Source organism: Nocardia beijingensis NBRC 16342 (genome assembly GCF_001612785.1).
Taxonomy (GTDB): Bacteria; Actinomycetota; Actinomycetes; order Mycobacteriales; family Mycobacteriaceae; genus Nocardia; species Nocardia beijingensis.
This window is the reverse complement of record NZ_BDBC01000015.1, coordinates 265,644-280,571: the sequence shown is the minus strand read 5'-3', so window position 1 is coordinate 280,571 and position 14,928 is coordinate 265,644. Positions and strand designations below refer to the sequence as shown.

General features: G+C 66.9%; 5 protein-coding genes and 1 tRNA gene (1 of these 6 cut by a window edge). 1 reads left to right on the top strand and 5 read right to left on the bottom strand.

What is annotated here, in order from left to right; all coding sequences use genetic code 11:
- The 3 genes from NB3_RS10895 to NB3_RS10885 form a co-directional block, all read right to left on the bottom strand.
- Window positions 1–793: PP2C family protein-serine/threonine phosphatase (locus tag NB3_RS10895; protein ID WP_169810668.1), on the bottom strand; the 793-nt coding region annotated here is incomplete at its 3' end.
- A complete protein-coding gene (locus NB3_RS10890; protein WP_014980860.1) occupies window positions 790–1,257 on the bottom strand; it encodes an FHA domain-containing protein FhaB/FipA in 468 nt (155 codons plus the stop codon). The genes NB3_RS10890 and NB3_RS10895, both read right to left, overlap by 4 nt.
- A gap of 205 nt (window positions 1,258–1,462) precedes the next feature.
- Window positions 1,463–2,860: an FHA domain-containing protein gene (locus tag NB3_RS10885; RefSeq protein ID WP_067800379.1), complete on the bottom strand. Its 1,398-nt coding sequence runs from the start codon at window positions 2,858–2,860 to the stop codon at window positions 1,463–1,465.
- Window positions 2,861–3,086: 226 nt separating this feature from the next.
- Here NB3_RS10885 and NB3_RS10880 point away from each other — a divergent pair.
- A tRNA-Leu gene (locus tag NB3_RS10880) sits at window positions 3,087–3,169 on the top strand.
- A 114-nt stretch (window positions 3,170–3,283) separates the two neighbouring features.
- On the opposite strand, the gene NB3_RS10875 is transcribed toward NB3_RS10880, so the two are convergent.
- Together NB3_RS10875 and NB3_RS10870 are read right to left on the bottom strand one after the other, a co-directional pair.
- Window positions 3,284–4,666 carry a hypothetical protein gene (locus NB3_RS10875; protein WP_244891856.1) on the bottom strand — a complete coding sequence of 461 codons (1,383 nt, stop codon included), beginning with the start codon at window positions 4,664–4,666 and terminating at the stop codon, window positions 3,284–3,286.
- 93 nt (window positions 4,667–4,759) lie between these two features.
- A protein-coding gene (locus tag NB3_RS10870; protein ID WP_218020564.1) for a sigma-70 family RNA polymerase sigma factor crosses the window boundary here: on the bottom strand, window positions 4,760–14,928 show its 3' portion. The gene runs 17,359 nt beyond the window's last position; only the last 10,169 of its 27,528 coding nucleotides appear in the window; its start codon lies beyond the right edge, outside the window; the stop codon is at window positions 4,760–4,762.

Below are 14,928 nucleotides of genomic sequence, written 5' to 3'. Positions count from 1 at the left end.
CGGCGGTGTTCGGCGGCGGTGTGTCGTCGTCGACGCCGGACGCGGCGCCGGCGACGATCGGGTGGCTCTGGCCGTAGTCCAGGTCGATCACGTCGGCCACGACGACGGTCACGTTGTCCGGGCCGCCGCTGCGCAACGCCAGCTCGATGAGCCGGTCGGCGCACTCGTCGGTGCTGCCCTCGCGCATGGTGTTCGCGATCGTCTCGTCGCTGACCACGTCCGACAGGCCGTCGGAGCACAGCAGGTAGCGGTCACCGGCGCGCGCTTCGCGCATGATCAGCGTCGGCTCGATCTCGTTGCCGGTGAGCGCGCGCATGATCAGCGAACGCTGCGGATGCGTGTGCGCCTGCTCCGGTGTGATCCTGCCCTCGTCGACCAGCGACTGGACGAACGTGTCGTCGCGGGTGATCTGGGTGAGCTCGCCGCCGCGCAACAGGTAGGCGCGGGAGTCGCCGATGTGCACCAGGCCGAGTTTCTTGCCTGCGAACAGGATCGCGGTGAGTGTGGTGCCCATGCCGTCGAGCTCGGGCTCCTCCTCGACCTGATCCGCGATGGCCGCGTTGCCTTCTCGGGTGGCCGCGTCGAGCTTGCCGAGCAGATCGTCGCCGGGTTCGTCGTCGTCGAGATGGGCGAGCGCGGCGATCATCAACTGGGACGCGACTTCTCCCGCGGCATGGCCGCCCATGCCGTCGGCGAGTGCGAGCAGCCGGGCGCCCGCGTACACGGAGTCTTCGTTGTTGCCTCGGACGAGACCGCGGTCGCTGCGCGCTGCGTAGCGGAGAACAAGTGTCACGATCGCAGCTCGATCACTGTCTTGCCGACACGGACGGGCGTGCCGAGTGGAACACGGACGGCGGTGGTGACTTTCGCGCGATCGAGGTAGGTGCCGTTCGTCGAGCCGAGATCCTCGACGTACCAGTCGTCACCACGCGGAGACAGTCGCGCATGCCTGGTCGAGGCGTAATCATCGGTGAGTACCAGCGTGGAATCGTCCGCACGCCCGATCAGCACCGGTTGGGTGCCGAGCGAGATGCGGGTGCCGGCGAGTGAACCCTGAGTCACCACAAGAAATTTGGCGCCCTTCTGGCCCCGGCTGAAGGAAGGCAGCACCGCGGAACCGCGTGCGGCCCTGGGCTGAATCCGAATGCCGGATGCCGCGTAGATGTCGCTGCGCAAGGTGCGCAACACAGCCCACACGAACAACCACAACAGCAGAAGGAACCCCGCACGGGTCAGTTGCAGGATCAGTCCCTGCACGGCGCTCCACCTCCTGTTCGACCGTGTACGTCGGTGCCGTAGGTGCGGTTCGACCACCCCCACCAGCCTGCTGGTCTTGCCGGCCCCGGTGTCGGCGCCGCGCGTGTGTTGGCAGCATCATAGGGCCGTCGGTCGACTTCGATCACGATACGACCGACGAATCCCTCGAGAGCCATGTCGTGACCTGCACCGCGAGCTTACGGGATCAGACGATGCGGATCAGGATCTCGGAGTGCCCGGCACGGATGACGTCGCCGTCGGCGAGCTGCCAATCCTGCACGGGGGAGCCGTTCACCAGGGTGCCGTTGGTGGATCCGAGATCGGACAACATCGCGGTCTGCCCGTCCCAGCGCACCTCGATGTGCCTGCGCGAGACGCCCGTGTCGGGCAGGCGGAAGTGCGCGTCCTGGCCGCGGCCGATGATGTTGCTGCCTTCCCGCAGCTGGTAAGTGCGGCCGCTGCCGTCGTCCAGCTGAAGTGTCGCGGAGTAGCCCGAACCGGCCTGCGGCGCGGCGCCGTAGCCTTGCCCGCCCGCGTAGGCCTGCGGCGCGCCGTACCCCGGTTGCTGGGAGTATGCCTGACCGTAGCCGCCTTGGTCGTCCTGGCTGTAGCCGCCTTGGTCGGCGTAGTTCGGGTCGCCGTAGCTGGGATCGGTGTACCCCGACTGACCGTAGCCGGGCTGACCGTAGCCTGGCTGGCCATAACCCGGCTCGGCATACCCCTGCTGGCCGTAGCCGGGGTCGCTGTAGCCTGGCTGGCCGTAGCCCGGCTCGGCGTAGCCTTGCTGGCCGTACCCGGAGTCGCCGTAGCCTTGCTGGCCGTAACCGCGCTCCCCGTAGCCGCCCTGCTGGCCGTAGCCGGACTCGCCGTAACCGCCCTGCTGGCCGTAGCCCGACTCGCCGTAACCGCCCTGCTGACCGTAGCCTTGGCCGCCCTGCGGGTAGTCGTAGCCGTTCTGGTAGTCGCCGTAACCCTGCTGCGCGTCCGGAGCCTGGTAATCCGCCCCGTACGCGCCGCCGCGGCCGTAGTCGTCGCGGTACGCGCCGTTCTGCGGGCCGCCGCGTCCGGCAGGCGGTGGTGCGTACCCGCGGTTGCGTGGATCGGACTCCGCGGGCTCACGGCTCGGGTCGTAGCCTGAGTTCTGCGTCATGGGGCCAGCTCCTGGTTGCGGGTGTGCAGGTCGTTGTGGCGGTGATTCGGGGCCGCGAGCCGCGCTGGCTCTGTGTCCGACGTCGGGATCGACGCGGCCACTCGCCCTGAACTGTCCGGTGTGCAGCGTAGGTGATGCCTCGAACGCCACGTGTACTTCGCCGTAGGTCTGCCAGCCTTGCTCGCGGATGTAGTCCTGTAGATGTTTGGCGAACGCGCGGGTGGTGAGGTCGTGGTCGGCATCCAGCTGCTGGTGATCGGAGGTGTTGATCGTGATCACATAGCTGTTGGGCGCCAGCAGATGCCCGCCGCCCAGGTCCTGGACATGATCGGCGGCCTCGCGTTGCAGCGCCGCCTCCACCTCCTGGGGTACGACACTGCCGCCGAAGACTCTGGCGAACACATCACCGACGGCGCCTTGCAGGCGACGCTCGAATCGCGAAACGATGCCCATCTCGGCCCTCCCTTCGGTGCGCGTCTCTTCCTGATTCGTAACAACGACACGCGTGTATGGCGTGTCGCTGATCGACCACGTTCATTGCATGATATCCACGATCGTCCACACCTGTAACTCTTGGCGACGGCCCCGGGTTCCCGGACCCGTTCAGCCCCCCGGTCAGGCCTCTGAAATGGCGATTTCGTATCCGGCGCGCGACCGTGATACTGTCTCCCAGTCGCTCGGGCGAGTGGCGGAATGGCAGACGCGCTGGCTTCAGGTGCCAGTGTCCTTCGGGACGTGGGGGTTCAAGTCCCCCTTCGCCCACAGACGAGAAACCGCGCATCGGATATTGATGCGCGGTTTTTCTTTGCCTCCGGCGGGGTGTGACCGACGTCGCCGCCCGCCGGTCATCGCCTTCCCACCGCGGGTGGCAGTCCGTCAACCCACCGGCCCGTGGCGGTCGAGGAAGCGTTGTTCGAACGCCGCGATCACTCGCCGCTGATCGACCGACGAGGACGAGTGCGCGAACTCGCCGTCGTCGGTGAGGTAGAAGATCGCTCGGGGCGCCCGCGCGTTCTCCGGTGCGGGCACGTGCACTTTCCAGCCGAAGCGGAAGCGGTCGGCCGTCAGTTCCGACAAGGGGTAGCCGGTGGTGTCCAGCTGCCGCCCGGTGATGTAGTCCCGCACCCGGCTGATCGCCTGCTCGGCGGGCATCGGCTCGGGCCGCGTCGACAGCAGCCCGGCCACCGAGAACTGGTAGAGCGCGCCGTCTATGTCGTAACGGTCGTCGTCGCCGAAGACGGCGGACAGCTCCGCCCGCGTCACCCTGCCCGCCTCGGCGGCGGACAACAGTGCGTCCACCGCGTCCGTGTCCGTGTTCTCCGCGCGCAGCCCCGCCACGATCTTGATCGTCGTATCCCGCGTCCATACGCCCGGCACCGCCGGCGCGCATTCCTGTGCGGACGGTGACTGCCCGCGGTACCAGCGCCCCGCTTCCCACCAGTAGCAGAACGACAGCAGGCCGGAAGCCGCCCGTGGATTCAAGACGGGGTCGGCGACCCAGTCCGGCGCGCCGCCGTACAGCTCCGGCATCGGCGCGCCCGCGTTGTACACCGCGTCCAGGGTCGGCGCGTTCCAGACTCCGCCGGACAGGACGGCTCGCCCGGCCGGGAGCGCGTGCAGGGTCGACCCACCGCGTGCGGTGCCTTCGAAGATGCCGACCCAGGGCAACATCCGCGGGCCCCACTCCGACTTCGCCGCCACGAAGGCCGCCGCGATGGTCGTCCAGCGGGCCCACATCTGCGGGAACGGAGGGAACTCGTTCTCCGCGAGTACCGCCCACACGCCTTCGGCCCGGTCGGCACGCGCTTGGGCGGCGGCCTGCTGTGGGGTGCGTCGCTGCCGGTCGGCATGGCCGATGTAGGCGGCAAGCCACACGGGCACTTTCTGGCGGGGATACGCCTCGAGGTCGGCGCGATATGCCTCCGGGACGAACAGCTGACCGTCCGGGAAGGGCTCGTCGCCGTAGTCGTAGGCGACCTCGATATCGCCCGCGCTCGTCATCGCGATCAGCAGCCGCCACCACGGTTCCGCGCCGGCGCCGGCCACGAGCGCGCGGTGCTCCCGCACAAGGGTGAGCACCGGCTCCGGCGGGTCGACCGGCAGCATTTGCTCGCCGACCGTGTAGACCAGCTGCGCGATCTCACTCCCCACCGTGACCGCGAACACCGCGTCCACCCGCTGCCACCCGGTCGGCGCGTGCGCCGCCAGCGCACGAGCGAGCGGGTGCTCGGCGGTCAGCCCAACGGGGTCGTCTGCCACGTCGTCCTCCATGTCGATATCGAGCCACTGATCTCGCCGCACCGAGCGGCGTTCCTCCGCGGTGGCAACGCGAATGTCGAAGATAGCTTGCTTTCACGGTCGCCAGGAGCGAAGAATTTCCAGCTCGGCGCGCGGCGGCAGGAGATCGGTGTGACCGGATAGCTGACGCATCTGAATCACGGCCTCACTGAATTCGGTCTCGATGAATGCGATCAGTTGCGGGGTGAGTTGGTCCGCCGCGGCCAGCGGCGCCAGCTTGACGGTGTCGTTCATGACCCGCTTGAACTTCTCGACTCGGGCGAATGCGCCCATGTCGGGGCCGCCGAGTTCGTAGGGCACCTCGATCTCCGGAACGAGATGGCCCAACCTGGCCCAGTCGTAGGCGCTCGGACCGGTGACGACGAGTTCCCAGTCGATCAGCGTTACGTGCAGCTCGTCGCTGATCAGGAAGTTCCCCCCGTTCGGGTCGCCGTGCAAGATGTGGTGGCGGGATTCCCGCATCGATCGAGCCTCATCTCTCAGCGGTTCGAAAGGATCTCCCCGGAGCAGACCGAACTCGTCGAAGAGGTGCCCGAAGCGGTCGTAGTGCGGTCGATAGAAATTCTCGGTGTACCAGTCGATGTGGTTCAGGTACCACCCGGCGGTGTCACCCCTCGCGACGCCTGGTGGTGTCAGTCGATCCAACAGTGGATGGTTGTCCGGTATCGCGCGCAGCTGCTCGTGGATGTTCGCGAAGGTGCGCAGTATCAGGCCCTGATGTGACCGGATCGTTCGCCGGTCGGCTCGGCGGAATGTTTCGGCGAGATCGTTTCCCCGCGCGAGCCTTTCGAGGAGAATCGGCGCCGATTCGTCGACGAGGCGTCCGTCCGGCATGCGGCCGTTGAGGATTTTCAGCAGTTGCGGTGCGTTCCGGACGTATTGGGAGATGACGGGCAGAGTCAGGTGCTCGGGTCCGAAACGTGGATCGAAGCTGCCGGTACCGCGTTTCCCGATGCGCAGGACCAGGCCGAGGTCCTCGAGGACGACCGTGGTGTTGTAGGTGCCCGAGAGCGCGTCACCGAGCAGTGGTTGTGCGGCTCGGTACACCGCCAGGCCCTCGTCGTGCGTCATGGTCCATCCCAGGCTGCCCCCGAGGGGCCGGTATTCGTGTGCTGGAAGCAGCTGAGACAGATCGCGGACGCTGGTGGGGGTCTCCATCAGCGGAGCGGCTGATCGGCCGGAGGCGTCGGGCGCGGATTCGATATCGGCGCCGTGCCCGACCGTGATCAGCCCGATGGTGTTCGGATCGTCGTTCTGATCGCGGTGGGGATTGAGCGTGTACACATCTTCGGTCCCGATCCTGAGCTGACTTGCGGTGGGGAGCCGGTCGCATGCCGAGCCGGGAACGAGAACGATCTGGTCCACAGCTCGGCTCAGCAGCAGAGTATCGGCGGCCGAGCGCAGCACACCGATACCGTCGCCGTGCCCGATCGCAGTGAACAGCTGAGACCTCCGCGACCAGCTTCCGTCGCTGTCGTCCAAGGCCAGTTCGCGGGTCGCGTCGTAGGTGAGGAGTTCCCGCGCCACGATGTCCCCGGCTACGGCGCGGGCGTCGACGACGGTGTCCGGTGCCATCGTGCCCGGCTCAGCGCTGCGCGAAGGCGCCCTCGCACCACGCGGTGATCCGGCAGTGAACATGATGGCTACGCGGGTGTCGGCGGGCGCATGCTGCTTCGCTTTCTCGTACTGCAGGCAGGCGTGCGCCGACCATTGCGCCATATCGGTAAGCGGTGTGTCGGCTCCGGCGACGTTGAACGCGATGAACGATGCGGCATCGGCCTCGCCGATCGAGATGACAGCCCGGCCCGTTCCGCCTTGTGTGACGGGGTCATAGGAGACCAGCAGCACCGGTGGCGCGGCGGAGCCGGGAACGGCGAGTCGGTAGGCACTGCGCCCGATCTCTGCCAGCTGTGTGCGCAGTGCGTCGAGCTCGCGGCGGCGCTCGGGCGCGAGGCGGGGGGACTCGAGGTCACGGGCGAGCGACAGCCGATTCGCCAGATCCCGCGCCCGATAAGGGATGCCGCCGGCAGCCCCGATGATGTGGGGATACCGCCTCAGCACCGCCAACTGCATTTGCGACACCCAGAAGTCCGTGGCGCCCGCCAGCAGGCTGCCGATCGGCACGCCCCCGCTGATCCATCTTCCGAGCCGTATCCACCATCGCATGTTCCTTCCGACGCTGTCGAAGGTGCTCCCGAAAAGATCGGGGGAATCGATGGGGCGCAACAATGACGGGATACCGCCCTCCGGTCCGCCTGCGATCTGTAGCAAGTCCTCCGCGGTCGCGGTGAGGGCACGCTCGTCGTCGGTGATACGCCAGTCCCAAGGCGCATCGATATCCAGACGGTGCCGCGCAAGGGCGTAGTCGATACCCGGACTCTGACTACCCAGCCCCTGCAGTGCCCGCATTCCCCAGCGGAGAGATTGGACGATGGAGGACTCGAATGCTTCGTGGAAATAGTCCGAGAGCACATCGTGTATGCGCCGCGCGCGGACTTCTGGCGATCGGCGGGAGTCCGCGACGATGATGTCGTCGTACAGTCTGTGTACGTTGTCGGAAGCGTCCTGCAGCGCGTAGCGGGCGGAGCTGTCCGCGAAGCGGGTGGTGGCCTCGGCCAGCAGGCTGTCGGCCTGCCTCAGGTAGTCCAGCCCCAAGGCGGAATTGCTGGTGGGTAGCAGGTAGAACGCCGCGTCGAGCAGGTCGGGCACAGCGACGGCGACCGTCGCGGCGAACAGCCGGTCCGAGCCGGTGCGCGCCCGATCGAGCGCGACGGCGTGGATGGGCAGCGACTCGAAGATCGTGGCGTACCTCGTCGAGAAGCTCTTACTCGATCGCAGCTGTAGCAGCGTGTTCATGACATAGGCCCATTCCGTGACCATTCGAGCCATCGTCGGGCTGCGCAATCGGGGCCCCAGAAAGGACATGATCCGCGCATGTTCCGTGTCGAGGGCGTCCCCCGGCCGGAACGAATCTTCCTCGCGCCAGACGCTGTGCTGGTCGGCCTCCTCGATCTCGCGTGCTATCTCCGCGATGTGCGCTGGGACCGTATGGTGCATGGCGTCCACCGACCAGCGGTGCGCAGCCGACGTGCGGATCACCGCGAAGGCGGCGTCGAGCACGGCGGTCATGGCGGCGTGCAGATCGGCGGTGGTGCGTCGGCTCGCCCGCAGCCACGGCGCGGTAGCGAACAACTCCCGATAGGTGGCAGGGGTGGTGGTGGGAACGCTGTCGCCGAAGCGGCGAGTCGCTTCCGCCACGATCGCGCCCAGCAGGCGGGCGGGATTGATCACCTGGTCGGTCAGCGATGGCGGCTCGCCGCGATGGATGGCCGAGATGAGTTCGGTGACCGTGCGGGTGAAGCCGGTCAGCAGCTGGTCGAGGTTGTCGTCGGTAAGGATTGCGGCCCACGTCTGGAGGTCGCCGAATGTGGCATCGATACGGAAGTTCGACAGCGCGGCCCTGGCGATTCGCTCGCTTCGTCGACCACCGAACGCTCCACCGTCCGGGTCAGCCGGATGCGCGGCATGGGCAACCACGCCGTCGGGCAATCCGCGAAAGGGATCGGCTACCGCTGAGGTCGGACCGAAACCGAGCCCATCCAGACCGCGGGCACGCCGCGGCGGAAGGTCGAGTGCCGTAGTCGGATCGAGCACCAGCTGTGGATAAGAGATGCCCGGACGGATCTCAGCTGCCTTTTGGGCGACGCTCTGGCCGTGCGGGCTGGCCCGGGGCGCGGGACGGGTGGCGGCGTGCGGGCCGGACTCATGGTCGCCCCGGTCGACTCGAGCCGTGTCCACTGCATGCTGGTCAGGGTTCTGCTGCGCAGGGGTGGCTGCGATGTGGCCCTGCGGCGTCATGGGCGCTGGTGTGCCGGTCGTCTGTGTGGTTCGCGTTGGGGCGGCGGGGTGGCGGGTCGAACCGTCGCCGGCCGGCCCAGGCGGGACGAGCAATTTGCGCTCCACCGACCTGCCCTGCGCCGCCGGAAGCGACGCAGCGGTGTTCCGGCAGGCCGCGCAGTTGTCCAGGTGCTCCTTCACCTCGGCGCCGACCCTGCGGCCCAGTCCTCGAAGTGCCCAGGTGCCGAGCCGCTCCGTTGTGGTGCGGCAGGATTCCGGTAGGTAATGGGCCAGCTCGTGCAGCAGCACCCTGCCCGCCGCTACGCCTTGGCGGCGCAGGTACGGACGGACGACATCATCCAGGTACTGCGCTTCCAGCGGTTTGGAGGCGATCTTGTCGAAGATGGCGATCGTCAGATAGCGGGTGAGCAGGAATTCCGGTGACTGCGGCTCCAGTTCACGGCAGCCGGGGAAGTGCAGGGTCCACAGCGCGTCGTGGTCGAACATCAACCACAGCGCGTACTCCTCCGGCGTGAGCACCGGGTCACGCCCCGACACCAGCAGTTCGTAGCCTTCCGCGTAACGCCCCGCCACCATGAGGTTGTGGCCCTCCGCGCGGAGCAGTCGTCCGCCGTTGTAGGCCATCTTTCCTTGGCGAATCAGCTTGGTCTGCGGTAGCTCATCCCCGGAGACCGCAGCCCAGAACCGCCCGAACGGCGTTCTCTCCTCCGCATTGGCGGGCGACGCCTCCCGTACCTGCGTGTCGTATCGCATGGTTCGGTTCTTCCCGGCGTCGATCGGACCACGGCCCGGAATGACCCGACGTTGCTCGATGGTGGCCGGTCCCGGAGTCGCATTCGGGGCTCCGAGCAGTCGCTCGGCCCCGAGCGTCAACCGAACGGCGGCGTCGACGCCCGCATAAAGTGGTGTGCGCCGCAACGCCCGCCGCCTCATCCAGGCTTTACGCTCCGCGCTCTCGATCCACTCGCGGCCGGACAGCTCTCCTTCCCGAGGCAAGGGAAATTCCCAGAAGTAGTGGAAGATCTCCTTCCACGGGCGCAGCCGTTCCATGAGTTCTTCGAGCGACGGATCGGCGGGAATCACATACGCGGCGGGCACGATCAGGCTGTCGGTGGGGTCGGCGGGCACGATCAGACCCGCAGGCGATGTGCGGATACCGCCGCTGATGAAGTCGCGTCCATCGGGTTGCCCGGCATTGCCGACGGTGGGAGATGCGCGGGTGGCGCTCGACTCCGTGGCAGCAGGACCACTGAGGGTTTGCCGCGCGGGCGGCTTGTTGACTACAAGCAGTTCCCTTAGCGAAACCGGTTCGTCGGCCGCCGGATCGGCAGGTGGCTGTTGCACGGAGGGCTGAGCCTCCGAGTTCGTCTCATTGCCGGCCGGGGCCGAGGCGCGTTCGAGGTCGGGTACCGCGTGTTCGCCCGCAGGGGTGGTCCCGGGGTCGTCGTCCCCCTTGCGGGGACGCGCGAAACCTCCGCCGTCGATGTTGAATTCGGCGAGTCTGTTCGTTCGTTGGTGTCTGGGTATCCGGCCACCGCGGTCCCAAGGCGGTCCGCTCTCGTCGAAGGGGTTTTCGAATACCGGGACGCCGCCGGACAGCGCGGTAGGCCGGACAAGCGCGGGCCTCGGCTTCGGGGCCGCGTCTTCAGCGGGTCCGCGCGCCGTCACCTGCTGTGCAGTGGAAGGGGCACCGGCATCAGCTGGTCGCAGGGCCTGTCCGCGTGACTTGTGGGGGTCCACAGCGCCCTTCGACGCCGCGGCTCGGGACAGCTGATCTGCGTAAAGCGGGCGAGGTCGGCTCACCGCATGGGCCTGCTCGAATGCGTAGGCATAGCCGATCAGCGTGGGTTCGCTCCATGCCGCGGCTCGGAAGGTCACATTGACATGCTCTCCGGCTGGATGGTCGGGGGTGGCCGGCGTGCGTCCCGCTGGGACGATGATGCACGGGTAACCGGCCTTATCGCCCATTATTGTTCCGTACTCGTAGACGGATACCAATGCGGTGAGTTCGTGCTCGGCCATTGCCGCGTCGATCCGTGTTTTGCTTTCGGCGAGGTCCAATTGGAGGTCTGCCTGGTATTTCGCCGTGTCGGCGCTGTCGACGCCGAGGTCCATCGCCTGTGCGGCGATGAGGAGGTCTTGGCCGTACTTCAAGGCGGTTTCGGCGTGGGCGTTGTTGTAGGCGATGATGTCGGCCAAATCTTTCATAGGGGCGCCAGGGGGCAGCTGTGAAAGATAGGTGTTCAGGTCTCGCTTCATTTCGTAGGAGAACACGCTCGACACGGGCGGGTTGTTGTCTTGAAAGCTGTGTGAGGTGTCCAGGTCGATGGTGACCAGGGTGGCGCCTCGAGCCTTCAGCGTGCTCAGCGCCGCATCCCACAACCGCCGCTTCGGAGTACCCTCTGGTTCAATCCCCAGCGTCAGGACGCCGATGCGGGCACCGCGGAGTGCTTCCGGATCCAGATTCGCCGTGAAATCGTGGCCCGCCAGGGGATTGTGCGCGGTGGCAGGGTCTCGAGGATCGACGCCGACGAGCGCCGTCAGCAATACCGCGGCGCCGGTGACGTCCGGACTGTGCGCTCCTGGGGAGTCCCGGGTGGTGGACAGGGGCACGGTACCCACGCGGGGTACAGCGCCGACAGTGGGTTTGAGCCCGACGATCGAGTTCCAGTTGGACGGAGTCGTAATCGAGCCGGATGCTTGGGAGCCGATGGCGAGCGGCGCGAGCCCGGCCGCGACACCGACGGCAGATCCTGAGCTGGAGCCCCCCGGGACCAGAGATACGTCGATCGGATTGAGGGTCTGGCCGCCGTAGGAGCTGTACCCATAAGGCAACGTGCTGCTCAGGGAACTCCCGAACTCGGTGAGATTGGAGTGGCCGAGAATCACCGCGCCCGCCTTACGCAACTGCGTCACCAGCGCGGCGTCCGTGGCGGGGTACGAGTTCGCCAGAGCCACCGAGCCCGCGGTGGTCGGCATGCCCGCGATATCGATGCTGCCTTTGATCAGGACCGGCACCCCCAGCAGTGGGCTGTGCCCGGCGCCGGTCCGCCGAAGTTCGTCGGCCCGGCGGGCCTCCTCCAGCACCCTCGGGTTGATTCCGATCACCGCCTTCAATTCCGAAAGCGTTTCGATGCGTTCCAGACACAGCTGGGTCAGTTGCACGCTGGTGATCTGTCCGCTGTCGAGCATCTCGATCAGTTGCGGAGTCGTCACCGATACGAGGTCCAGTGCCGGTGGCGCGTCCGGGCTGGAGCCGCTGGGCGACGGATCAGGGCCGGATGCGGTGCGCCGTTCGGGATTCGGTGTTGTCGGTTGGCCGGTGGGTGCCGGTGCGGGCGGAGGGGTGTCGGGCCGAGTGCCGTCGTTCGATACCGGTCTGCCGTTCTCATCGAAGAACATCGCGCGCACGCTCGGCAGGTTCGGTGATCCCACCGGCAGAAAGTGATTGGCTCGTAGTACGCCTTCGCCCGGATTCCTGACCTCGATCCGGCCCGTCCCGCTTCCGGTAGCACGGCGCACCAGCAAGTAGGGGCGGCCGTCCTCGACTACCAGCGCCGATACTGCGTCGTCGGGGCTGTCCGGTGACTGTCCTCCTGCCCGAAGCCGGGCGATGACCTCGCCGACATCGGTGAAATGCCGCAGCCGGCCGCCGGTCGCGGCCTCCAGCACGTCGGCTGTGATGTCCTGCGGGCGGACTTCGGCAGGCACCTCGATGTCGTCACGGCCGGTGACATCCCTGAAGTCGTGCAACAGCAGCAGCACATCGCGGCCTTCCCCGACCACAGCGGCCTGTCTCTTCGCCCACTGCGCCAAGGTCGGAGCCGGTGACGAACCATCACGCGTCACTGTCAGCCAATGCAATAGCCGCGCGGGATCGGTCAGCGCAAGGGATGATTCCACCGCACCGGCCCTGGCTCCTTCCGCCACTCCCTCGACCGGATAGAACGTCTCTGTCTCGGGGTGGATATAGGGAAGCAGCGCGTAGTGGGGAAGCAGCGCGAGCCATTCGTTGAATTCGAGATCCGCCGGGATCAGCTCCGAATCACGGTAGAGGGCATAGGCCGACCGCAACAACGCCATCGCGGGGGCATGGAGCATCCAGTTGCCATCATCCACGACTACGTGAATGAACTCGTGGTGGATCAACTGGTACATCATGTCTTCGGCCGATTCCGCGTAACGGTGGTTCCGAACCTGCTCCGCCCACTCCTGCCGTACTTCCGGGTCGGTGAAGATTCTGCGGTTGATCGTGATCGACGTGTAGTGATCCTTCGCGTCCGGAGTCGTGGTGCCGAAACTCCGGGTCAGGCCGAATTCGTCGATGTCGTCGAACGTCACGTCCCGCAGAGCGAACCGGCTGCCGTACTCCGCAATCCGGTCGCGCAGCGCGCGGTCGACGGATTCCACGGCTTGCGGCGGGACGACCGGATCTTCCCATCCCAGAATGCGAATGTGGTGGTCGTCGTACAGCCCGCGCACGAGACGGGCCTTGGCTTCGAGGTCTCCGTGCGGCAGCTCGTCGCCGGCGTCGTCACCGTCCGATCGCGGCTCGTCGAAGCGGGCCCAGATCTCTCCCCACTGTTCGACGCCGGATACGGTGGCCGAGTCGAGCGATGTCCGTACTCCGGCCTCGACCTGCGTATCGCTGAACAGCGGCGCGGGCCAGGTGAAGATCTCGTCGTCGGGAGATCGTTCGGGACGGTATTGATCGATTTCCAACGCCATGTACAACGAACGGGAATCGGCCTGCGCGGACAGCCGCAGCATGAGCTTCGCTTTGATTCCGTGCAAGGCGCGCTCTTCGTCCCACTGCGAGACGCCAGCACGCTGCAGCGCGCGGGTATAGCTGGTCATATACGTCACCGCGTTGAGCCCGGTCGCCCGTACCAGCTCGGCCGCGGCCTCGATCTGGGCCGTATCCCGCCAATTGTGCTCGCGCAGCATGTCACCGACTGCTGTCGCCACCGTCTCCACGTCCTCCTGCGTCGTCAAGCCGTCGGATGCGAAGAACGGAAGGAGATCGAGGGTCAGTTCGGGACCGAGTGGTCCCGCGGCCGTCGGGAGATCGCGTACCGCGGCGACGGCCGCCTCCTCCGGCGAGGGATTGAACAGCAGGTCCGAGTAACGCACCTGATTCGGCTCCACGCCGGGGCGCGGCGGGTTGCCCGGATCGGACCGGTTTCCACGACCGAAACCACCGCCGTCGATATTGGTTTCGGCGAGTCTGTTCGTTCGGCGGTGTCTGGGCACCTGGCCGCCGCGGTCCCAAGGTGCTCCGCGGTCGTCGAGGGGGTTCACGAGGTCAGGGACGCCTCCGGACAGTGCTGTAGGCCGGGCGATCGCGGGCCGGGGCGCGTCTTGGGTGGGTTCGGGTGGTGCGGAAGGCGCACCGGCGCGTGGTTCCTCACCGTCGTCGGAGACGTCCCGTGCGCGCGGATCATCGACGGTGCCGATGATTCCTCTCCGCTTGGCTACCGCCACGAGCGCGTCATGGTCACCATGGACCCCGAGCGCGAGTCGAATGCGTTCGTAGCTGTAATGCACCTTTTTCGGCGTGATCTCGGCCGCAGCCGCGATCTCCCGCGCCGACAGGCCTTTCGCGGTCAGCTCGAGTACTTCGATCTCTAGTTCGGACAGGCCATGAGCTCGAGACGGCCGGGGGCGCGGGGACGGGATCGGCCATTGATCGCGGTTCTTCACCCTCGTACCAGAACCGGGTGTGCTGACCAGGTATCCCTCGATACCCAATTGCCTATATGCCTTCTCCACAGGGTGTCTCGACATGTGCAGTGCCGCACCGAGTTGCTCGGCCGTGGGCAGCGTCCGGCCGGTCAGCCGGTCTGACAACAGCGCACGACGCAACGCAGCTTGGACCGACAGATGCACTTCATCAGTGGCCTTCAACAGATCTCGTATCGGTGCCTCCACTTCGAAGATCTCCACCATCTCTTCGACGGTGACCGGTAGAGCGACGTCCGGAGGCGGTGTGCTGGGCCATTGCTCGTGGCCGGCTATCCTCGTTCCAATCGGACGTTGGATCACCACGTAGCCTTCGCGGGAGAGCTGCCGATACGCGTTGTCCACCACGTCTCGCGACGCGAGGCCCAGCTGCTCGGCGAAGGCGGTCGACACGGGCAGCATGCGGTCTTCGGCCAGTCGACCCGACAGAATCGCCGCCCGCAAACTTTGAGTCACCGCAGGTGTCCAACCGATCCGGTTGACGAGTTCGGCCAAGGTCGTCGCCCCGCCGAGATGCCGAAGCAACTCTGCCGGGCTCAACGGGAGCCGCGCGGCGAGAGCACGCACAGCGCGGCGCCGCAGAGACTTGACAGCATCAGCCGTACGGTTGCCGCTGATCGCGG